This window comes from Planctomycetota bacterium, from assembly GCA_035574235.1.
Taxonomy (GTDB): Bacteria; Planctomycetota; MHYJ01; order MHYJ01; family JACPRB01; genus DATLZA01.
In genome coordinates, this window is record DATLZA010000030.1 from 1 (window position 1) to 21,698 (window position 21,698).

Sequence of the window (21,698 nt, forward strand, 5' to 3'; positions counted from 1 at the left end):
CCAAGGGCTGCGCCGGGGACCGATCGCCTCGTGGTAGAGGTGGGCCAGGCGAACCAGACGCCGCATGACCCGGCAATCCAGGTACGAAAGAGCGATCAGGTGCTCCCCGAGGGGGTGGTAACGATGTCCCTGATCAGTCCAGCGGATCAGGCGAGGCGCCGGAGCTTGTTCACGCGCCCGAACTTGTTCCAGTCCTCGCAGTACAGATTGCCCTGCGAGTCCCAGCAGGCTCCATGCGGGGCGGTGAACTCGCCGTCCTTCCAGTCCTTGGGCTCCACGCCGAAGTTGCCTCGGAATTTGGGATTCGAGTTCTCCCCGACGTGCACGACCACCTTGTTGTTCTTGTCCAGGATGGTGCACCCCCCTCGAAGGTTCGGCACCAGAATATCCCCGCCCCGGATGTACGCCTTGCAGGGAGCCGGAAGCCCCTTGGCGATCACGTCCACAAAGGCGCCCTCGAGCGTGTACCGGACCAGGCGGCCGTTGCCCCGGTCCACGGCCAGGACGAGCGGACGCTCGCCGCGCCCGTCGATCCACACGCCGTGCACGTTGTTGAGCGGACCTCCGTCGGTCTTGTCTCCGTTCCACGACTGAAGGTACTTGCCTTCCTTGTCGAAGCGGTGGATGTGGTTGTTCGGACGCCCGTAGCCGGCCGCGACGTAGATGTCCCCGTTGGGCGCCACCGCGACCATCGTGGGCTGATAGTCCCCTTCGCCCTTGTAAATCCCCGCCGCCTCGGGCCACGGAAGCGTCAACACCACCTCCCCGTCCAGCGTGGCCTTATACACGCGGTGGCGGCCCGTATGGGCGACGTAGACGAACTCGCGATCCCCTTCCTTGACGATCGCCATCCCGTGCGCGGAGCCGCCGGCGATCTCCTTGCCCCAGGACTTCACGAACGTTCCGTCCGGGTCGAAGACCATCACCGCGTCCGCGTTGTCCGTGTTCACGTAGACGCGGTCCTTCGAGTCCACCTGCACGCACCCGTGCGTGGGCGAAAACGTCTTGCCCTCGGGGAGTTTCGCCCAGCCCCGCACCCACTCGTACCGATGCTCGCCGTCGCCCAGAACGATCCGATCCTGGCCGGCCGCCTCCGCCCACACGCGCTCGGGAAGCGCCGCCGCGGCCACACCCGCCAGGCCGAAGATCCTCATGACCTCGCGGCGCGAAAATTCCCTCTTCATGGCCTCGTTCCTCCCCTGATTCCGAAATCCCCGAACGACCGCACCAGTGTAGGACTCGCGCGGCCGGACTCCAGAAGAATTCGATTCCCCGGGCCCCCTCCGGTCTAATGTTCATGTCCGTGATCGGGATTGCGGATATGGGCCAGACGCTCCGCGGCCAGGTCGGCCCAGGGCGAATCGGGAAATCGGCGGCGCAGCTCCTCCAGATGCGCCACCGCGCGGGCGTCCTCGCCGGCCTCGTGCCGGGACCACCCCGCCACCAGGAGCAGACGGTCCGCCTCCGCGCCGGCCGGATGGGCCGCCAGCGCCTCCTCGGCCCGGCGGGCCGCCTCCGCGGGGCGGCGCTCCAGCGACAAGACCAGCGCCTCCGTCAGAAGCGCCCGATCCTCGCGGCCGCCCTTCCCCTGCGGATCCCGCCGCCGGTACTCCGCCAGATGCTCCCGCGCCTCGACGTTCCGGCCCCGCTGCGCCGCCAGACGGGCCAGCCGCTCATGGGCCGCCGCCTCCTCGCCCGCCGCGAGCTCCAGGACTTTCCGAAAACACGCCTCCGCCCGCCGCGCGCTGCCGAGCGCCTCGTAGGCTTCCCCGAGCGCCAGCCGCGGCCCCGGCTCCGCCGGACGGCGCGCGGCGTCCTCCCGCGCCGCCCGCAGCCGCGGATAGCCTTCCTCCGTCCGGCGCAGGAACCGGAGCAAGGCCTCCGCCTCCGCAAAACCCGGAAGAACCCCCACCACGTCCCCCTCGGCGTCGAAGACGCAGGTCGCCAATCCCCCCGCCGTTCCCACCGCCTCACGAAACAGCTCCGGGCGGGCCTCGACCTCCACGTTCACGCACACGAACCGCTCGGCCGCCCGGCGCGCGACGCGCGGATCGCGAAACGTCCGCTCGCTCATCGCCGCCGCCAGGGGACGCCCTTCCGCCCGGAAATGGACGAGAACCAGGCGCCCCGACGCCCGCGCCTCGGCGAGGGCGGCCTCGTAATCGTGCCGCCAGGAGATCCCCTCCTGGCCGATCGCTCCCGCCAGGATCACTCCGAAAGCGATTCCAGCCACGGCGAAATCAACCCCACGCCGAAAATCCGCTCGACCAGGAACGTCAGTCCCAGCACCAGAATCGCCGACGAGCCCGCGACGAGCAATCTGCGGTGGCGCCGGTCGTCCCCGCCCCGCGCCCACTGAAGAAGCGGGAACGCCACCAGCAGAATCGCGATCTGCCCGAGCTCCACCCCCACGTTGAACGCCACCACCGGAAGGACGATCCCGGAGACGTCCTGCAAATGATCCCGCAGGACGCTCGAAAATCCCAGGCCGTGCACGAGCCCGAAGGCGAACGTCAGGAGCCAGCGGTGCCGGGCCTCCCGGATCACGAAGTTCTCCGCCGCCACGTACGCCACCGAAGCCGCAATGAGCGCCTCCGTCACCCGCGGCTCCACGCGCAGGACCTCGAAGGCCGCCAGAAGCAAGGTCACGCTGTGGGCCACCGTGAACGAGGTGACGATCTTGACCATCTCCCCCGCCCGCCGCGCGGCCAGCAGCAGCGCCAGAAGGAAGGCGATGTGATCATATCCGATGAAGATGTGCTTCATCCCCCACAGCACGAAGTCCCCGGCCACGAGCCAGAAGGGCGGATCGAGCCGCAGGTACGTGAACTCCAGCTCGGCGGGACCCACGCGGACGTAATCGCGCGCTCGGTCGCCCCAGACGACGGTCACCAGCGCTCGGTGCGAGGAGGTCACCGTGGCGAAGAACGCGAAACTCGCCTTGGCGCGGCGCACGCCGGCCGGCGCCCGGAAGACGAATTCCTGCCGGATCCGGGCGATATAGGGCTCTCCGGTGGCCAGAAACGGCTCATAGACGGGCGAAAGTTCCCCCGCTTCGGGCTCGACGCGAACCCCGTCGATCTCGAGCGCGATGCAGGACTTGAGGTAGCGGACGATCTCCGGCTCGACCTCCCGCAGATGCTCCTCGGAAAGATCCAGCGGCGCCGCCGGAAACTTCACGCCCACGCGCTCGAGGGCCGGAATCCCCACGTCCACCCGCCAGACCACGCGACCGTCGAGCACCTGAATCCGGGACGTGCTCACCTTTTCGTCGTGGACGGCCGCGAGGGCCGCCAGCAGAACCGCCGTCAGCGTCATCGCTCTTTATACGTGGAACGTCGCGGACCTTCGGCGTACTATAGCTGAATTCCCTGGGCGGCCGAACCCTTTCGATCCAAGGGGGGCCCGCACCGGCGTCCGGGTAAGGAGAAAAACATGCTGGCACATGCACCCAAGCGCATCGCGGGCGCGTTCGCCGCCGTCGCCGCCGGGCTCAGCCTCCTGGCGATCGCCGCGGCCCGCGCCGAATCCCCGTCGTCCCGGGAACAGGCCAAGGTCGCCGCCGACATGGCCCGCGCGGCACAGGACTTCCTGGCGGCGCTTTCGCCCGAGCAGAAGGCCAAGGCGGCTTTCGAGTTCAAGGACGCCGAGCGCTTCAACTGGCACTTCATCCCGCGCGAGCGAAAGGGACTCCCCCTCAAGGAAATGAACCCCGAACAGCGCAAGCGGGCGCAGGCGCTCCTCGAGACCGGTCTCAGCCGGGCCGGCGTCGAGAAGGCTCTCGTCATCATGAGCCTGGAACAGATCCTGCGGGAGATCGAGGGGCGGCCGATCCGCGATCCGGAACTCTACTATGTGTCCCTCTTCGGCGCCCCCGAAGCGCGCAAGACCTGGGGCTGGCGCATCGAGGGACACCATCTGTCGCTCAATTTCACGATCGTGGAAGGCCGCACGATCGCCGCGGCGCCCTCCTTCTTCGGCGCCAACCCGGCCGAGGTCAAAAGCGGCCCGCGTCAGGGCCTGCGGGCCCTCGCCGTCGAGGAGGATCTGGCGCGGCGGCTGGCCAAGTCCCTGACGCCGGAGCAGCGCGCGCTCGGCCTCGTCGCCGCGGAGGCGCCCAAGGACATCCTCCTTGTCCCGAAAGAGAAGGTGCGCCTGCTGGAGCCCGCGGGAATTCCGCTGCCGAAGCTCGAGCCGGCCCAGGCCAAGCTCCTGAAGGACCTTGTGCGCGGCTACGCCGAGCGCCTGAGGAGCGAGCTGTCGGAACGCGACCTCTCCCGCATCGAGCAGGCGGGATGGGACCGCGTCCACTTCGCCTGGGCGGGCGGCCTCGAGCCCGGCCATGGCCATTACTACCGCGTGCAGGGACCGACCTTCGTCCTCGAGTACGACAACACCCAGAACAACGCCAATCACATCCACACCGTCTGGCACGATCTCACGGAGAACTTCGGCGGCGACCCGCTGCGCGAGCACTACGAGAAGGAGCACAAGTAGAATGGCCGCCGTCCTTTGGGCCGTCCTCCTGACGGCCGCGGCGCAGGCGGAGACCCCCGTCTCCGCCCCGCTCCCTCCGGGCGTGGATCCCTCCGGCCCCTGGAAACTCGTGCGGGTCCGGGACGGCGCGGAAGTGCCCGTGCAGATCGACCGTTCAGACGCGCCCCGCGCGGTCTGGATTCACCGCGGCGCGGCCGGCGCGAATGAGGAATACCGTCTCCACCCCGGAAAGCCGTCCCCCTTTCCCGCCGTGGAAGCGGCGGACGCCGACGGAAAACACGTCGTGGTGAGCTTCCGGGGACGGAACATCTTCCGCTACACCTTCGCGCCCGTCGAGCCGCCGTCCGGCGTGGACCCGGTCTTCACCCGCAGCGGCTATCTCCACCCGATCTGGACGCCCGACGGCCGGGTTCTCTCGAACGACTTCCCCGCCAAGCATCTCCATCACCACGGAATCTGGTTCGCCTGGACGAGCGCGGAATTCGAAGGGCGCAAGTCCGACTTCTGGAATTCCAAGGAACGCCAGGGGCGAATCGAAGCGGTAAAGATCGAGGAGACGTTTTCCGGCCCCGTCTTCGGCGGATTCCGCGCCCGTCACCGCTGGCTGAACCTGAACTCCCCCGGCGGGCCCAAGCCGGCGCTCGAGGAGGTGTGGGAGGTGCGCGCGTACGCGGTCGAAGGCGTTTTCGTTTTCGACCTCGTCTCCACGCAGACGTGCGCCTCGGAGGCGCCGCTCCGGATCCGCAAGTACCATTACGGCGGGCTCGGGTTCCGCGGATCCGGAGAATGGGAAGGAAAGGACGGGTGCGCCTTCCGCACGAGCGAAGGCCGCGGGCGTCAGGACGGGCACGCGACGACGGCCCGGTGGTGCGTGATGAGCGGAACCCTCGGGGGGCGCCCCGCCTCGATCGCCTTCCTGGGTCATCCCGCGAACTTCCGGTTCCCTCAGGGCATGAGGATCCACCCCGACGAGCCCTTCTTCAACTGGTGCCCCGCGCAGGGCGGGGATTTCTCCATCGAGCCGGGGGCGCCGTACGTTTCGCGATATCGGTTCGTGGTGTCGGACGCGGTTCTCCCGGACGCGGCGGCGGAGGCGTTCTGGAAAGGATATGCGGCGCCTTCCGTGACGCTTTCGGCGCCGCGCTGACGCCCGGGGCTGTTGACCTCCGCGAGGGCCGGACGCTACCATAGCCGTGCGATGGCCCTCGAAGCCCTGTCGCGCTACCTCGAGCAGGCCGCCGATCACCTGGGGTGGAAGCAGATCGTCCGGCACGCGTGGGGTCCCGCCACGCGCCTCAACGGCCATCCCGAGACGATTCCGGACTACCACCGGACGCTCACGGTCGATGACCTCCTGGGGATGTACCGGACGATGGTTCTTTCCCGGCGCATCGACGACCGCGAATTGATGCTTCAGCGCCAGGGGCAGGCGTGGTTCTCGGCCTCGACGGCCGGCAAGGAGGCGGCGCTGGCCGCGGCGGGAAAGGTTCTGCGGCCCACGGATCCCGTGTGGGGCTACTACCGGGACCGGACGCTCGTGCTCATGAGGGGTTTCACCGCCCGGGACATGCTTCTCCAGGCGGTGGCCGCGGCGGCGGACCCCTCCTCGGGGGGGCGCCAGATGCCCGAACACTGGGGCAGTCCCGAACGCGCGGTCATCATCTACGCGAGCCCCGTGGGGATCCAGTGCATCCCCTCGGCGGGACTGGCCGAGGCGATCGCCGCGACCCCGCACCTGCTCGGAAACGGCCGCTTCCCCGGCGACGCGGTGGTGTATACGGCGCTCGGGGACGGAACGACGGCGGAGGGGGAGTTTTACGAAGCCTTGCGCGCGGCCATCAACGCGCGCGCGCCGCTTCTGGTCCACCTCATGGACGACGGGTACGGCATCTCGGTGCCCGTTTCGGAACAGGTCCCGGGAGGCGACATCCTGGCGCTCTTCCGCGGGTGGCCGAACCTCGCGGTGATCGAAAACGACGGAACGGACGTGCGGGCGTCCTACGACGCGTTCCGGCGCGCGGCCGCCATGTGCCGCTCGGGCGCCGGACCTGTCCTTCTGCGCTCGAAAGTCCTGCGGCTCTACAGCCATTCCTCCACCGACGACATGAAGAAGTACCGGCCCCGGGAGGAAATCGCCATCGAGCTGGAGGAGCGCGATCCGATCCTCAAGTTCGCCCGGGAGCTCGTGGAGTACGGAATCGCGTCCCCCGGAGAGCTTCGCGAGATCAACCGCGAGGTGGAGGCGGAGGTGCTTCGCGCCGTGGACGAGGTCCTCAAGCTTCCGAAGACGGACGTCAGCCGTCTCCTTTCCAACGTCTATGCGTACGATCCGCCGGCGGCGCAGGCGGCCTACGCCTCGGCCGTGCGCGGCCGCCGGGCCGAGAAGGCGGGCGCCACGCTCGTCATGGCCGACGCCATCAACGCCTGCCTGGCCGAGCTCATGGAGCTGCTGCCCCCGGTGGTCATGTGGGGCGAGGATATCGCGGATCTTTCCCGCGAGGATTTCCATCGCCACCCCCATCTCGAGGGCAAGGGGGGCGTCTTCGGCGTCACTAAGGGGCTCCAGCGCCGTTTCGGTCCCGACCGCGTCATGAACTCCCCCATCGCCGAGGCGTCGATCGTCGGCCGCGCGTGCGGCTGGGCGCTCCAGGGCTTCCTTCCGATCGTGGAAATCCAGTTCCGCGACTACCTCAACCCGGCCTGGCAGCAGCTCATCGATCAGGTCGGCACGCTCCACTGGCGATCCAACGGACGATTCGCCTGCCCCATGATCATTCGGATGGCGTACGGAGGCTATCTCGGGGGAGCCGGAGCGCTCTGGCACAGCGAGTCCGCCAACGGCCCGCTCCTGCACCATCCGGGGCTGCGGCTCTGCGTGCCTTCGAACCCCGAAGATGCCGTGGGGCTCCTGCGCGCGGCGGCCTTCTGCGGGGATCCCGTGCTCTACGCGGAACCCAAGGCGCGCTACCGGTACCGCGACGAGTTCATGGAGCGCCGGTATCCGGACTTCGACTTCGTCCTCTGGCCGGGCGCTTCCCGCCGCTACGGCGACGGGCGCGACCTGGCGATCGTCACCTACGGCACGACGGCGAGTCTCTGCTTCCGCGCGCTCCGGATGCTGGAGGCGGACGGCATTCGCGCGCGGATGATCGACCTCTGCTGGCTGAACCCGCTGGATAGCGAGGGGATCCGGGCGGCGGCGGACGACTGCGGGCTGGTGCTTGTCGTGGACGAGGACCGGCGCACGTGCGGCGCCGGCGCGGCGATCGCGGACGTAATCTACCGGGACCGCGAGCTGCGGCGGCGCGTGGACGTGGAGCGGCTCGCCGCCAAGGACTGCCGGGTCTCGTACGGACCCGTGGGCGAACGGGCCGTGCTTCCGCAGCTCGAGGAAATCGTCCGGACCGCGCGGGACCTCGTCAAGGCGGGGCGGCGCTAGGGCTCACTCCAGGATCTCGAAATCGTCCAACAGGATCCGCGCCCCCTCCGTCGCGTCGTCGAAATAAAGGATAAGATTGTCCGGAACCTCGCCATCGAGGGCCGGCCCGGTACGCATGTAGTGTCCGCGGGCTTCGGCCGCCGGAACTTCGACCAGATTCCATTCCCCCGGCCGCAGACCCCGGATGTGATGCCAATGATTGAGGCCCCGGCGGGCCGACCAGAAGGTCATTTCAATCGCTTCCGTCGCGCAGAAGGGTTTCAACCAGAAGCGCACCCGCGCGCGATCCGTGACGGGTCCGGAAAAGGGACGTTCGAGAACGACTCCTTCCCGGGAAACCTCGAGCGCCTTGGAGCCGTTCCGGCCGCCTTCCACCCACCGGCCGCGCACGAACCGCCCGGTCCCCTGATCGAAGTTTTCCCGGAAGGCCACCCGCGGCATCGTCTCCCGCGGCGGCAGCGCGGAAACGAGGACTCCCGGCGCGGCCTTGCGAAGGTCCGCCGTGGTCGTGATCCGAATTCTCAGCGCGAAGGGGCCGCCGGCCGTCGCCACCTTGACGAGCAGCAGATTCGGACCCGGCCGGAGCCGCACGCTGTATGTCTCCGGATCCCGATCCAGCCCGAACCCGCCGGGCCGGTTGCCGGTAACTTTGTGCTGGAAATAGAGCCGATAGCCCTGATCCGCGTTGACCCTGAATTTCACCGCCCGCTCGCCGTCGGCGTGAATCCAGCAGGCTGCATACGCAATGGCGGGGGCTTTCCGAGCGCGAATCTCTTCGAAGCCCGGCAGCTCGTGGAAGAGAACATCCCCGGAGGGCGCCTCGACGGGCGTCCACCGCAGGCGCGTTCCTTCCCGCGAGACGACTTCCCCTCCAACCGTGGGAACGTGCTCGACTTCGCCTTTGAGAAGATCGTGATCGTAGAGTCCCTGAGGGTCCGCCCGGTTCCCGAACGGTCCCAGGACGAGCCATTGCGTCACCAGGCCCGTGGGTTCGAGCGGACGGCCGGGGACGTCCGAGCGCGTCAGGCGGAGGGTCAGTTTGGGACGCTCCTGGGGATTCCGACCCTCCCGCGACACGACATCGATCCCGTCCGAGGCCTCCGGGTCGGCGATGATGAATCCGAAATTCGACGACGGATCCTCGATCCATGAACGCAAGACCTCAATTCCGGCCGCATTGAGAACCACTTCGACGGGGCCCCGCTTGCCCGACGACACCCTTCCGACCTCCGTGGGATTCCGATCGGAAGCGCCCCGGGCTCCGGGAACCTCCCAGGGCCGCCCCGAAGCGGCGTGATTCCAGGTGACTTCGGATTCCTCCCAGGGACGCCGTACCGCGTAGATCGGATAAGGCTTTCCCTTTCCGCCGTCGAGCAGCGTAAACGTCAGGGTCGCGGCCTGCGGGACCAGCCCCCTGGGAATCGCCGAGAGATCCCAGCGAACGAGCAGGTACGCATCTTTCCCGCTCCCTCCGGGTTCGTCGCCGTCGATCTCGATTTTGGAAGATGTCCCTCGACGCTTGTCGGGGGCGTCTTCGACGATCCCGGCGTCCCGTGTGCCCGCATAGGCCGCTGTCGGAGACACCCCGTCCTGAAATTCCCAGAGGTCCGGAGACGCCGGCGCTTCCCGGACGGCGGGGGGCGGCGACGCCGGCGGCGAAGGCGGAGGCGGAGCGGCGGGAGGCGGGGATTTCGCCTCCGGCGGTCGGGACACGGCGGAGGAAGGCGAAGGCGGCGTCTCCTCGCGAAGCCGCTCGGCCTCGTCGATCAGCCGATCGACTTCCGCCCGGCGTGCCCCGGCGACGGGCCTCACGGCCCGCAGCAGCGAAAGCACGTCCGCCTTCCGCTCGACGGCGCGAGGATGGGTCAGGATGCTCCGCGCGTCCGCAAGCGCCCGGGCCACCTGCTGGTCGCGTTCCTTCTCGCGCCTCTGCTCGAGCAGGCGGATTTCGAGGTCCCGCAGGCGGGGCTCGTATGCCGTACCCCGGACCTGTTCCCGGATCTCTTCGCAGCGCGCCAGGGCTCGGGCCTCGTCCGCCCCGCCGGCCGCCAGAGCTTCAAGCTCCTCCACGGCGCGCCGCGCCGTTCCCGCGCGATCCTCGCCCCCGGGTCGCGCCGACGGGGGCGCCGGCCGGCCGGCGGGAGGAGCGCTTGGGGCCGCCGGCGTCGCCGCGCCGGTAGCTCCGTCGTTCGAGGATCTCAAGGCGAACGCCGCCAGGATCATGCCGGCCGCCGCCGCGGCGCCGATTCCCAGATGGACGTTCCGGCGCGACGCCGCCCGCAAGGATCCGCGCCGCCGCGTCGTCGAAGGGACCAGCACGGGCAGGCGCGCCGTGGAGATCCGTTGCGGGGGCGGGGTTACGCTCGGCAAGGAAGACGGCGTGGGCCTTTTCGGAGAGCGCTCGACCGAGCGGCAGTCGCCGCAGAAGGGGCGGTTCTCGACAAGAATCGCTTTCCCGCGGTCAAAGTCGTCGTGCTGCAGACGCTTGCCGCAGTCGGCGCAATAAACGATCTCTTTGCCCATCCCCGGTCGCCGGACGTTCCGGGGAAATTATAACATATTCCATGCATTACGGGGCGGACCGTGAAGGTTACGGGGTGCCGCGGCCGGCGGGCGAGGGGGCGGAAGGGGCGCGGCTCTGCTCGTCCAGCCGGCGCATCGCCTCCATAAGGAGGCTCATCGTGGGCTGCCGGACGGTCGTCTGATCGGTTCCCGTGCCGCCGGCGAAGGCGAACACGGCCTTTCTCCACGTCGCCATTTCGTAGAAGGCGTCCTCTCCCAGGAGCGACTCCGTCCAGGCGTGCCGGATCTCCCCTTCGACGAAGCAGACTCCCCCGGACCGCACGCCTGCGCTCAAGGTCAGGGTCCCCGTCTTCCGGCTGAGATTGAGGAGTTGCACGACATCCGAGAACGACATCGATTGAAGGCTTCCCGAGAAGTCCGTGTTGGAAATGATCCGGGTCGAGGGCGCGGTGGTCTTGGCCTTCTCGGCCAGGAGCGTGCCCAGGACGTCCCCCACGCGCGGGTGATGCCGCACGAGTTCCGCCAGCATGGGCCGCGGAAGGGCCGCCACCTCCACCTCGGTGCGGGCCCGCACGCTCACCGTGGAGGGAACTTCCATGAGAAACGCCACTTCCGCGAAGCATTCCCCTTCCCCGCATATTTTCGGACCGCGGGGCCGCGCCGGATCCTTGACCTCCACGGTGCCGGCCAGCACGACGTAAAACGCGTCCACCGGACTTCCCTCATCCAGCAGCGCCGCTCCCGCCGGGACCCGATGGCGCTCCGCGAGCCGCAGGAACTCGTCGATCGCCTCCGAAGGAAGCCGCAGAAGGAAGGGAAGCTCCACCACCGCTTCGGCCGTCGAGACGATGGCCTTCAGGACGTCCGAAGCCTCACGATCCTTGCGGGCTTCGACGGAGACGCCGATGTCGCGGACCTTCTTGCGGAAGTCGTCGTCCGTGAAGGGACGCTCGATGAATTCGCATTTGCGGATCCGGCGGGCTTCCTCCATTCGCGACCGGGGACCGCCGTTGATGCAGAAAAGCACCGGAGCCTCGACCGCCACCCCCGACGCGGTCAGGTGGCGGAGAAAAGCCGGGCCGTCCAGCCCGGAAAGTTCCCAGTCCGCCACGATGAAATCGATCTCCGGGCGGACTTCCGCCAGCGTCCGCGCCGCCTCGGCTCCGTCGGCGGCCTCGAACACTTCCACGCCGCCGCCTCCCATCCCTTCGAGGATGCCCCGCAGGAGCTTCCTCATGGCCCGGGAGTCGTCGGCGATCAGGACCCGCATCATCCCTCCTCTGGACCCTTCCCCTCCGGATCGCCTTTAAGTATACCCTACCCATTGAAAATACGCAACCGGCGGCGGCGAAGAGGCTTACGCGGAGGCCAGGGGGCGCGCCTCCAGCGGCACCGACGCGGCAAACTCGCCGTTGAGGTAGAGCTGAAAATGGTAGAGCCCCGGCCGCTCCAGCCGCAGTCCGTGCGCCACCACGCCGAAATCCACCGCCCGCGTCCGCTCGGTCACGTCCACCCGAATCCCCTCGATCGACGCCACGCACCGGTCGTCCGAGTCCCGGAACTCGATCCGCACCGCGTACGCCCCCTGCGCGTCCGTCAGGCGCACGTACACCGCGAGACTCGGGTGAACGCACGGAAAAGCCGGCGCCAGGAGCCGGTCGAAGACGCCGATGACGGACCACTTTCCCGTCGCGCGGTCCTGGATCACCGCGTCGGCGACGAGAAAGGACTGAACGACGGGCGGGCGCGCCACGCCCCGATTATATCGCGCCGCCCTCCCCCGCGGGTATAATGGCCCCGGTCCGGCATGAAAGCGGTCCGCGTTCATCAGCCCGGAGGTCCGGAGGCGATCCGCTACGAGGACGTTCCGGATCCCGTCCCCGGCCCCGGAGAGGTTCTCCTCGAGGTACGCGCCGCCTCGGTCAACCATCTGGACGTCTGGGTGCGGAAGGGACTCCCCGGGGTGCGCTACCCGCGGATCCTCGGGTGCGACGCCGCCGGCGTGGTGGCCGGCACCGGCCGCAGGGTCCTGCTCAACCCGGCCACGAGCTGCGGCTCCTGCGAGTTCTGCGCCTCGGGCGAAAAGCCCCTCTGCGTCCGGTACGCCCTCTGGGGCGAGCATCGCGACGGAACCCAGTGCGGGCTGGTCGCCGTCCCGGAAGGCAACCTCATTCCCCTTCCCGACGCGCTCTCCTTCGAGGAAGCGGCGGCCGCGCCGCTCGTTTTCCTGACCGCCTGGCGGATGCTCTTCACGAAGGGGCGCCTGCGGCCCGGCGAGGATGTCCTCATCTGGGGGGCCGGGGCCGGCGTGGGAACCGCCTGCGTTCAGTTCGCCAAGCTCGCCGGCGCGCGCGTCCTGGCGGCCGCCTCCACGGAGGAGAAATGCGAGCGTCTCCGCGGCCTGGGCGCCGACGTCGTCCTCCATTCCCGCTCGGAGGACGTCGTCGCGCGGGTCAAGGAACTGACCGGCAAGCGCGGCGTGGACCTCGTCGTGGACTATGTCGGCAAGGAAACGTGGACCCGGAGCCTCCAGTGCCTCCGGCGCGGAGGACGGCTCGTCACGTGCGGCGCGACGTCCGGACACGATCCGGCGGAGGACCTGCGGCACGTCTTCTACCGGCAGCTCGAGATCCGGGGTTCCACGATGGGCAACGACAAGGAGCTGGCCGAAGCGCTCCGACTGCTCTTCGCCGGCCGCGTGCGGCCGGTCATCGACCGCGTCTATCCCCTCCGGGACGCGGCTGAAGCGCATCGCCGTCTGGAATCGCGCGCGTCGTTTGGTAAACTGGTTCTGGTGCCATGAGGCCCGATCCCCGGGAATTCGAGAAGTTCAAGGACGAAGCCGTCCGCGCGCGGGAGCTCGACGAAGCCCTGGCGCGGCTGCGGACGTCCCTCTTCGTGGCGGCCCTGGGCCCGGCGGCCATCGGCGCGGCCTGGGCCCTGGAGGCGCTCCCTTTCGGCCGGCGCGAGATCGCCTGGGGCGTCCTGGCCACGGTCCCCCTGGCGGGACTCCTTTTCGTCATCAATTACTTCCGGCTTCCCGCCGAAGGCAAGGTCTCCCGCACCGCCCTGTCGATCCTTTTGTTGACCGCCGCCGCGGCCGCCGGAACCCTGATTCTCGCGGGACGCTTTTCGATCTTCCCGTCCTGAAGATCGTCGTACAATATTGAAAGGAGGCTTCGAGAGGGGAAACGAGGTGGATGGCCATGATCCACATGGAGCCCAACGTCGTCCTGAAGTACTTCGACCCGCTGGACACGTTCGTCAAGATCCGGCATTTCACGCCCGATGAAGTCGCCGCGCTCCTGAAAACCGCGCGCCTCACCGACCGGCGCAGCTACGTGGGCCTGATCGTCAACGCGTGCGTCCTGAACCTGACGCCCCGCCTTCTCGAGCACGAGGAGGCCCTCTACGACCTGTGCGTCGACGTCAACCCCTCCCTGGAAATTCACAAGGTCGCCATCGCCGCGGTCGAAGGGCCCAGCCACATCCACCTCCTCGAGCAGGCCCCCGCCCTCCCGGCGCGGGACTACCGGCAGCTCCGGGACATGGAGGAGGCCCTCCGGCGCCGCGTCGTGGGTCAGGACGCCGCCGTCGCCACCGTCTCCCGCGCCGTGCGCAAGGCGATGACGGGCCTGCGCGACCCTTCCCGGCCCATCGCCACCTTCTTCTTCGTGGGCCAGACCGGCGTCGGCAAGACCGAACTGGCCAAGGCGCTCACCGTCTACCTTTTCCGGGACGCCTCGCGCATGGTCCGCGTGGACGGCTCCGAATACGCCCTCCCCCACGAGTATGCCAAGCTCATCGGCGCCCCGCCGGGGTACATCGGACACGATCAGGGCGGCCTCCTCTCCGAAGCGGCCCGCCAGCCGGGCCCCTTCACGCTGCTCTTCGACGAGATCGAGAAGACCGACCCCAAGGTCCACAACCTGCTCCTGCAGATCATGGACGAGGGCTTCGTCACCGACAACAAGGGTTCCCGCATTCCCTTCGGAGACGCGATCATCGTGCTGACCTCGAACGTCGGGGCCGAGGAGGCCGAGTCGCTGCGCCATCGCATCGGCTTCGGCCCCCCTCGAGCGGACGGCGCCGCGCTGGCCGAGGAATTCCTCCGCGCCGTCAAGGCGAGCTTCCGGCCGGAATTCCTCAACCGCCTGACGGAGGTCGTCCTTTTCAATCCCATCGGCCTGCCCGAGTGCGAGCGGATCGCGGAGATCTTCCTGGCCGAAGTCCAGAAGCACGCCGCCCGCGTGCCGCTGACGGTCCGGTTCGAGCGCGAGGTCCCCCGCTTCCTGGCGGAAAAGAGCTACCGTCCCGAGTACGGCGCCCGCGAAGTCCGCCGCACCGTCGAGCGGGAGGTCGAGGGAGCGCTGTCCGACATGCTCATCTCGGGGTCCCTGTCCGAAGGCGATTCGGTCACCGTCCGCGTCCGCCGCGACCGGCTGCATTTCCACCGGAACTGAGCGCGCGATCCGTCTCCGGACCCCCGGATTGTCCTTGACGTTTGATCCTTCCGGAACATAATAAGTGTTCGGGGAGGATCAGGAACGATGTCCAACGCGCTCAAGGCCGAACGCTACCGCCAGGATCTGCAGGCGGCTCTTGAACGGCTCCGCAACGCCATCCGCACCCGCGTCCCGCCGCGCGACCAGGCCCATTTCCTGGACGTCGCCGACCGGATTCAGGAGGCCGCCGCCCGCAAGATCGGCGACCTCGAGCAGATCCAGGCGTCCCTGCGGCGCAGCAAAGACACCACCCGGCGCCTCCTGCGCACGCGGCCCGTGGACATGGTCCAGCTCCTCAACGAAATCGACGGGCTCGAGCAGGAGGTCGTGCAGTTCTTCACCGCCCTCCTCCAGCCGGGGGGAGGCCCTTCGGCTCCCGCGTAGGGCGGCCGGCGCTCAGGCCGCCGCGGCCCCGCCGCGGTCGGGCTCCGCCCGCGCCGGGGCGCGGATGAAGCCGGCCCGCCGCGCCCATAGGTTCTCCGGATGCTCGTCCAGCAGCCGGCTCCACGCCCGCACCAGCCCGTCCCTGTCCCCAGCCTTGTAGCGCGCGACGCCCAGCCAGTAGAGCGCCTCGGGGACCATCGCCGAGCGCCGGACGTCTTCGACCACGCGGGAGAAGGTCCGCGACGCCTGCTCGAAGTCGCCGGCGTCGAACTCCGTCATTCCCCGGGCCACGCCCAGGAGATGCGCGAATTCCTCGGGCGGGTGATACCCGTACGCCCGGTAGTGCACGCGCTCCCCGGAATCCAGAACCAGGATCCCCGGCGTCCACGAGACGGCCCAGCGCCGCTCGAGAACGCCGTTTCGGTCGAACGGCACCCGCAGAGCCACGAAGGACTCGTTCAGACGGCGCTCCGACTCCTCGTTGGGATACGTCACCGCATCCATCTTCTGGCAGCCTCCTCACTGCGGATGAAAGAAATCCACATAGAGGGGCTTGCCTTCCGCGCGCGCCCGCGCCCGCGCGGACTCGTAGTCGGGTTCCCATCGAAGGGGCATGGCGTCCTCCTGCGGTCTTCTCCTCCGGAGCGATGAACCGCGCCCCCCGCCCGTTACGCCGCAACGCGCTTGACCCCGCGCCTTCTCCGGCCTACGCTGAGCTTTGCATGGACCGCCTGACCTGCGACCGCTGCGGACAGGGCCTCCTCCTGGACGCCCCGGTCCGCTACGAGGTGCGCATCGAAGTGAAGGCGGCCTACGACCCGATGGAGCTGACGGAGGAAGACCTCCGGGACGCCGAAGAACGGCTGCGCGAGGCGATCGAGCGGCTGAAAGACTATCCCGCCGAGCGTGCGCAGGACGAGGTCTACAGGCTCTTCCGGTTCGACCTGTGCGCCGCCTGCCAGAAGGCGTTCCTGGCCCGCCCCCTCGGCGGCCCCCCGCCCCCCTAGGCCGGGCTTACGGCGCTCCGGCGAACCGCGCGCGGGATCCCAGCTCCTCCTCGATCCGCAGGAGCTGGTTGTACTTGGCCATCCGGTCCGTGCGGCTGGCCGACCCCGTCTTGATCATCCCCGCGTTGAGCGCCACGGCGAGATCCGCGATCGTCGTGTCCTCGGTCTCGCCCGACCGGTGGGAGATCATCGCCCCGTAGCGCGCCTCCTGGGCCAGAAGGACGGCGTTGACCGTTTCGGTGATCGTGCCGATCTGGTTGACCTTGACGAGAATCGCGTTGGCGACGCGTTCCTGAATCCCCCGCCGCAGGATCGAGGCGTTCGTGACGAAGAGATCGTCCCCCACGAGCTGCACCTTCCCGCCGAGACGCTCCGTGAGGCGTTTCCAGCCGTCCCAGTCGTTCTCGCCCAGGCCGTCTTCGATCGAGACGATCGGGTACCGCGCCAGGAGGCGCTCGTACAGTTCCGCCATCTGGTCGCTCGTCCGGCGTGACCGGTCGGACTTCTTGAACACGTACGCCCCGCCGTCCCAGAGCTCGCTGGCGGCCACGTCGAGCGCCAGCTGCACCCGTCCGGAGTAGCCGGCCTTCCCGATCGCCTCCATGAGGGTATCGAGGGCCTCCTCGATCGTCCGAAGGTTGGGCGCGAAGCCGCCTTCGTCTCCGACGTTGGCGGAAAGCCCCTTCTTCTTCAAAAGCCCCTTGAGCGCATGGAAGATCTCGACGCCGGCCCGGATCGCCTCGCGGAAATTCGGGAACGAGCGCGGAACGATCATGAACTCCTGAAAGTCGATCGTGTTGTCCGCGTGCGCGCCGCCGTTGATCACGTTCATGTAGGGCACGGGAAGAGTCACCCCCCGGCCGAACGAGAGGTACTCGTAAAGAGGTTTGCGCGACGCCAGCGCCGCGGCGCGCGCCACGGCCATGGAGACGCCGAGGATCGCGTTCGCCCCGAGCTTCGATTTCGTGGGCGTCCCGTCCATCTCGATCATGATTTCGTCGATGAACTTCTGCTGGGTGGCGTCGATCCCGACGAGGCGCGGCCCCAGGATCTCATTGACGTGTCGCACCGCCTGGAGCACGCCCTTGCCCAGATAGCGCGACGGGTCGCCGTCCCGAAGCTCCAGCGCCTCGCGCTCGCCCGTGGAGGCGCCCGAAGGGACCGCCGCGCGTCCCACGATCCCCCCGTCCACCGTCACATCGACTTCGACCGTCGGATTGCCCCGGGAATCCAGGACCTCGCGTCCCTTCACCGCCGTGATTTTCATCGGATCTCCCTCATGTGGCCGGATGGCGTCTCGAGGGCGTTCATTTACCACGTCCCGCCCCTCCAAGTCCAGTGTTGAGTCGCCCGCGGAACGACGCGGGGTTTTTGTTGCCCGGCCGCCTCGGACCCCTATAATCGCGGCTATGCGCCGTTCGTGGTTCGGGATCCTGCTTTTGGCCGCCTGCGCCTCCCCGGACTCCGAGCCGGTCGCGCGCCCGGAACCGGCCTTCGAGGAACCCGCGGCGCCGGCTTCCGGCCCGAGCGCCGCGCGCGACGTGGCGGATCTGGAGCCCTGGGACGGCCGCGAGGTTACCCTCTATGGCACGTTCGATCACATCCAGGCCACGCATGGCGTCGTCCGCCTCCCCAGCGGCCTTCGGGTCATCCTTCGCCATTTCGACCTTTTCGCCCGAGGCGCGGACTGGCATCGCTACGTGGGAAACCCGTGCCGCGCCACGGGGCGGCTGACCCTCTACACCCGGAACATCGAAGGGTACCACGGTCCCGGACTCGACGTCGTCGAGTTCCAGGGCTCTTATCGCGAATGACGTTCCGCAAGATCGACTACCTCGAATGGGCGCGGACCTACATGGGCCGCGTCAAATACGACCTCGCCAAGTCCAACGTCAAGGCGCTCACGCGGGAGGAGCTCGGCCTTGCCCTGGACCAGGTGGCGCTCTCGGCCCCCGAGGAGGAGGGGTTCCCGGAACTCCGCGCGCTCCTGGCGCGGCGCTACGGCCTGGCCCCGTCGAACGTCCTGGTTACGTCGGGCGCGACCATGGCGATCTTTCTGGCGGCCTCCTCCGTCCTCGAACCGGCCGACCAGGTCATCCTCGAATCGCCCAACTACGAACCGCTCTATCGCGCCGCCGCGCACCGGGGGGCGGAGGTGAAGATCCTCGAACGGCGCTTCGAGCGCGGCTTCGGGATCGACATGGAGGAGCTGGAGCGCTGCATCAGCCGGAGCACGCGCGCGATCTTCCTGACGAATCTCCACAACCCTTCCGGGACCGCCACGAGCCCGGAGAAAATGCTGACGATCGGACAGATCGCCCGCGATTACGGCGCCACCGTCGTCGTGAGCGAGGTTTATCTGGACAACGCCTTCGTGCCGGGCCTGCGCCCGGCGGCCGCGTGCGGGCCGAACCTGGTCTCGATCGGAAGCCTTTCGAAGATCTACGGCCTGGGGGGCCTCCGCCTGGGCTGGATGGCCGGACCGGAGCCCGTGATCCGAAAGGCCCGGATCGTCCTGGACTATCTGGAATGCGACCTTCCCGCCCCCAGCGAGTCGATCGCGCTGGTGGCTCTGCGGAAGGCCCCCGAGCTGGCCGAGCGCGCCCGCCGCATCGCCGCGCGCAACTTCGCCGTCGTCGAAGAATGGCTGGGCCGGAGGGACGACCTCTCGTGGGTAAAGCCGGACGGGGGCACCGTCTGCCTGCTGAAGCTCCCGCCCGGCGTGGAGGGAATGGAACTCTCGAATCTCTTGCGCGAGAAATACGGCACGCTCGTCGTGCCGGGAGAATTCTTCTGGATCCGCGGGTTCATCCGCGTCTCCTGCGGCGGAGACGAGGAGGTCCTGCGCCAGGGACTCAAGAACGTCGGGAAGGCCGTCGACCAGCTCAAGGCGCGCCGTCCCTGATCGAACGGACACCCCTTTATCCGGATGGGAGGATGACCATGAAATTCGTCGCCGGTTCGCCGCGGGGCGAGACGTGGGTGCGCTTCGCCTTCGAGGGTGCGCTGGACGATTTCCGCCAGGCCGCGCGCGACAACAATTTCTCGGGCAAGGAACGCGAGGTCCTCGTCCACTACCCCGGGAAACCCTGCCGCCGGATGATTGTCGCGGGGCTGGGGCCCAAGGACCGCTTCACTCCCGAGAAGCTCCGCCGCGCCGCGGCCGCCGCGGCCCAGCGGGCGCGGGCGCTGGATCTCGAGGAGATCTCCGTGACGCTCCCTCCCGGGGACGGCGCGGAAAACGCCCAGGCGGCGGTCGAGGGAATCGCCCTCGCCCTCTATGAATACAAGCGCTACAAGTCCCGCCCCAACGGCCCGGGCAAGCTCCGGACCGTCCGCGTGGACGGCGATCCGGAGGCGGTGCGCCGGGGCGAGGTCTACGCGCGCGCCACGACGCTCGCCCGCGATCTCGTCAACGAACCCCCGAGCGACTGCACCCCCCGCCGACTGGCCGAGGCGGCCCGCGGTGTGGCCCGTCGGGGCGTCCGGGTGAAGGTCTTCGACGAAAACCGGATCCGCCGGATGGGGATGGGAGGGCTCCTCGGCGTGGCCGCCGGCTCGGAGCAGCCGCCGCGCTTCGTCCATCTGAGCTGGCGCGCGCCGGGAGCGCGCCGCACGGTGGCGCTCGTGGGCAAGGGGATCACGTTCGACTCCGGCGGTCTCTGCCTGAAGCCTTCGGACGGCATGCTCCACATGAAGGACGACATGTCCGGCGCCGCGGCCGTGATCGCGGTCCTTTCGGCGCTGCCGGACCTGCGGCCCCGGGTCAATGTCCACGGCATCTTCGCGGCCACCGAGAACATGCCCGGAGGCGGCGCCTACAAGACGCGCGACGTCCTGCGGGCCATGAACGGGAAGACCATGGAGATCATCAACACGGACGCCGAGGGGCGCCTGATTCTGGCGGACGCGCTCTCCTACGCGTCACGCCTGAAGCCTCAGGCGATCGTGGACATCGCCACCCTCACGGGCGCGTGCGTGGTGGCCCTCGGCCCCGAGATCACCGGCATCTTCTCCAACGACGAGAAACTCCGCGACCGGCTGCTCGACTGCGCCCGGCGGCAGGGGGAGAAGATGTGGCCCCTGCCCCTCGAGGAAGAGTACTGGGAGATGATCAAGAGCGACGTCGCGGACATGAAAAACTCCGGCGGCCGATGGGGCGGCGCCATCACGGCCGCGCTCTTCCTCAAGGAGTTCGTCGACGAGGGGATCCCCTGGGCGCACCTCGACATCGCGGGGCCGTGCCTGGTGGAATCCGACAAGCCCTACCGCCCCGCGGGCGGCACGGGCGTCATGGTGCGGACGCTCCTGCGCTGGCTGGAGGAGCAGTAGCGAGCCTCCGGAAGAGTTCGAGATACCGCGGCACGGCGGCCGCCAGCGAAAAGTCCCGCTCGGCGCTCGCCCGGGCGCGCGCGCCCATCTCGCGCCGCAGCGCCGGCTCCTCCACAAGACGCCCCAGGCGCTCCTCCCACTGCGCCAGCGTCCCCGCGAGAAACCCGTTCTCTCCCTCGCGCAGATAGAGCCGGTTCGCCGCGACATCCGAGCCCACCACGGGCACCCCCGCCGCCATGTAGACCAGAACCTTCGTGGAGAGCTTCCCCCGCGTCCACGGGTCCTCCACGAGCGGCGCGATTCCCACGTCGAAGGAGCGCACCTCCGCCGTTTCGTCCGCCGGCGAATACGGCTTGTGCTCCACGCGCACGCCGGGAAGCCTGGGCGCCTCGTCGCAGACCACCTTCACCCGGAGTCCCTCGTGCCGGCGGCAGAGCCGCGCGAGCGGCCCCTGAAGCATCTCGAGCGCCGGAAGGTTCGCGGGGGTGCCCATCCACCCGATCGTAACCCCGCCTCCCTCCGGGGCCGTGCCGTCCCGCGGCGTCCACCGGGCAAGGTCGATGACGGGCGGAAAGACGTGTACCCGGTCCGGCGGCGCCCCCGCCCGCTCCGCCAGCCGCGCCAGATAGTCGTTCGTCGTGATCACGGCGTCGGCCTCCCGGACCGTCCGCCGGAAGCGACGCTCGCGCGTGGGCGACTCACGCACGACCCTCTCGGCATCCCGCTTGAGAGTGACGCCGTCGTCGAACTCGTAAACGAGCGCCCGCGCGTTCCGCCGCAGGCGATGCAGAAGCAGCTTCGGCAGGAGCCGCTTCTGAAGCACCACCACGTCGAATTCGGCCGCCTTCCGGGCCAGACCCAGACGGGCGAGCGTCCCGGACGGCCACTCCTCCACGGCGCAGGCGATCCCCGCCTTTTCGAAATGCGGCACGAACTGCAGAATCCGCCAGCGCGTGCTCGGGGCGTCCCGCTTCTGAGTCAGAAAGAGGAGCTTCACGCCCGGAAGTATCG

General features: G+C 68.8%; 20 protein-coding genes. 11 read left to right on the forward strand and 9 right to left on the reverse strand.

The window, feature by feature from the left end:
* Positions 1 to 146 precede the first annotated feature (146 nt).
* From VNO22_02580 to VNO22_02590, 3 genes are all read right to left on the reverse strand, one after another.
* Complete coding sequence (locus VNO22_02580; protein ID HXG60237.1) at positions 147 to 1,184, reverse strand: hypothetical protein; 1,038 nt, start codon at positions 1,182 to 1,184, stop codon at positions 147 to 149.
* Positions 1,185 to 1,288: 104 nt separating this feature from the next.
* On the reverse strand, positions 1,289 to 2,233 hold the full coding sequence (locus VNO22_02585; GenBank protein HXG60238.1) for a thioredoxin family protein: 945 nt from the start codon (positions 2,231 to 2,233) through the stop codon (positions 1,289 to 1,291).
* Entirely contained in the window at positions 2,209 to 3,318 is a 1,110-nt protein-coding gene (locus VNO22_02590; GenBank protein ID HXG60239.1) for a HupE/UreJ family protein, read from the reverse strand. The genes VNO22_02585 and VNO22_02590 overlap by 25 nt, the downstream gene beginning before the upstream one ends.
* Before the next feature lie 117 nt (positions 3,319 to 3,435).
* Between VNO22_02590 and VNO22_02595 the strand changes: the two genes are divergently transcribed.
* The 3 genes from VNO22_02595 to VNO22_02605 are packed head-to-tail and all read left to right on the forward strand — an operon-like array spanning position 3,436 to position 7,936.
* On the forward strand, positions 3,436 to 4,497 hold the full coding sequence (locus VNO22_02595) for a DUF3500 domain-containing protein (GenBank protein HXG60240.1): 1,062 nt from the start codon (positions 3,436 to 3,438) through the stop codon (positions 4,495 to 4,497).
* 1 nt (position 4,498) lies between these two features.
* Entirely contained in the window at positions 4,499 to 5,644 is a 1,146-nt protein-coding gene (locus VNO22_02600; GenBank protein ID HXG60241.1) for a PmoA family protein, read from the forward strand.
* 51 nt (positions 5,645 to 5,695) lie between these two features.
* On the forward strand, positions 5,696 to 7,936 hold the full coding sequence (locus VNO22_02605; GenBank protein HXG60242.1) for a thiamine pyrophosphate-dependent enzyme: 2,241 nt from the start codon (positions 5,696 to 5,698) through the stop codon (positions 7,934 to 7,936).
* 3 nt (positions 7,937 to 7,939) lie between these two features.
* On the opposite strand, the gene VNO22_02610 is transcribed toward VNO22_02605, so the two are convergent.
* From VNO22_02610 to VNO22_02620, 3 genes are all read right to left on the reverse strand, one after another.
* Complete coding sequence (locus VNO22_02610) at positions 7,940 to 10,459, reverse strand: DNRLRE domain-containing protein (GenBank protein HXG60243.1); 2,520 nt, start codon at positions 10,457 to 10,459, stop codon at positions 7,940 to 7,942.
* 67 nt (positions 10,460 to 10,526) lie between these two features.
* Positions 10,527 to 11,732: a DUF4388 domain-containing protein gene (locus tag VNO22_02615; protein HXG60244.1), complete on the reverse strand. Its 1,206-nt coding sequence runs from the start codon at positions 11,730 to 11,732 to the stop codon at positions 10,527 to 10,529.
* An 84-nt stretch (positions 11,733 to 11,816) separates the two neighbouring features.
* Entirely contained in the window at positions 11,817 to 12,212 is a 396-nt protein-coding gene (locus VNO22_02620) for a hypothetical protein (GenBank protein ID HXG60245.1), read from the reverse strand.
* Positions 12,213 to 12,266: 54 nt separating this feature from the next.
* Here VNO22_02620 and VNO22_02625 point away from each other — a divergent pair, with 54 nt between their 5' ends.
* From VNO22_02625 to VNO22_02640, 4 genes are all read left to right on the forward strand, one after another.
* Positions 12,267 to 13,262, forward strand: a complete 996-nt coding sequence (locus tag VNO22_02625; protein ID HXG60246.1) for a zinc-binding dehydrogenase — start codon at positions 12,267 to 12,269, stop codon at positions 13,260 to 13,262.
* Entirely contained in the window at positions 13,259 to 13,609 is a 351-nt protein-coding gene (locus VNO22_02630; protein ID HXG60247.1) for a hypothetical protein, read from the forward strand. Before VNO22_02625 ends, VNO22_02630 begins: the two co-directional genes overlap by 4 nt.
* Positions 13,610 to 13,659: 50 nt before the next feature.
* Positions 13,660 to 14,922, forward strand: coding sequence for an AAA family ATPase (locus tag VNO22_02635; GenBank protein ID HXG60248.1), 1,263 nt, complete (start codon positions 13,660 to 13,662; stop codon positions 14,920 to 14,922).
* An 87-nt stretch (positions 14,923 to 15,009) separates the two neighbouring features.
* Positions 15,010 to 15,348, forward strand: a complete 339-nt coding sequence (locus tag VNO22_02640; protein HXG60249.1) for a hypothetical protein — start codon at positions 15,010 to 15,012, stop codon at positions 15,346 to 15,348.
* A 12-nt stretch (positions 15,349 to 15,360) separates the two neighbouring features.
* On the opposite strand, the gene VNO22_02645 is transcribed toward VNO22_02640, so the two are convergent.
* Positions 15,361 to 15,852, reverse strand: coding sequence for a tetratricopeptide repeat protein (locus VNO22_02645; GenBank protein HXG60250.1), 492 nt, complete (start codon positions 15,850 to 15,852; stop codon positions 15,361 to 15,363).
* Positions 15,853 to 16,070: 218 nt separating this feature from the next.
* Between VNO22_02645 and VNO22_02650 the strand changes: the two genes are divergently transcribed.
* Positions 16,071 to 16,355 (forward strand): hypothetical protein, encoded by a 285-nt coding sequence (locus VNO22_02650; protein ID HXG60251.1) that lies wholly within the window; start codon positions 16,071 to 16,073, stop codon positions 16,353 to 16,355.
* Positions 16,356 to 16,362: 7 nt separating this feature from the next.
* Here the strand turns inward: VNO22_02650 and eno are convergent, their stop codons facing one another.
* Positions 16,363 to 17,622, reverse strand: a complete 1,260-nt coding sequence (eno, locus tag VNO22_02655) for a phosphopyruvate hydratase (protein HXG60252.1) — start codon at positions 17,620 to 17,622, stop codon at positions 16,363 to 16,365.
* Positions 17,623 to 17,764: 142 nt separating this feature from the next.
* Here eno and VNO22_02660 point away from each other — a divergent pair, with 142 nt between their 5' ends.
* From VNO22_02660 to VNO22_02670, 3 genes are read left to right on the forward strand one after another with little or no spacing between them, the layout of a single operon-like run.
* Positions 17,765 to 18,169, forward strand: a complete 405-nt coding sequence (locus tag VNO22_02660) for a hypothetical protein (GenBank protein ID HXG60253.1) — start codon at positions 17,765 to 17,767, stop codon at positions 18,167 to 18,169.
* Positions 18,166 to 19,260, forward strand: a complete 1,095-nt coding sequence (locus VNO22_02665) for an aminotransferase class I/II-fold pyridoxal phosphate-dependent enzyme (protein ID HXG60254.1) — start codon at positions 18,166 to 18,168, stop codon at positions 19,258 to 19,260. The genes VNO22_02660 and VNO22_02665 overlap by 4 nt, the downstream gene beginning before the upstream one ends.
* 38 nt (positions 19,261 to 19,298) lie before the next feature.
* Positions 19,299 to 20,687: a leucyl aminopeptidase gene (locus VNO22_02670; GenBank protein ID HXG60255.1), complete on the forward strand. Its 1,389-nt coding sequence runs from the start codon at positions 19,299 to 19,301 to the stop codon at positions 20,685 to 20,687.
* On the opposite strand, the gene VNO22_02675 is transcribed toward VNO22_02670, so the two are convergent.
* Positions 20,647 to 21,684 carry a glycosyltransferase family 4 protein gene (locus VNO22_02675; protein ID HXG60256.1) on the reverse strand — a complete coding sequence of 346 codons (1,038 nt, stop codon included), beginning with the start codon at positions 21,682 to 21,684 and terminating at the stop codon, positions 20,647 to 20,649. The genes VNO22_02670 and VNO22_02675 overlap by 41 nt on opposite strands.
* Positions 21,685 to 21,698 lie beyond the last annotated feature (14 nt).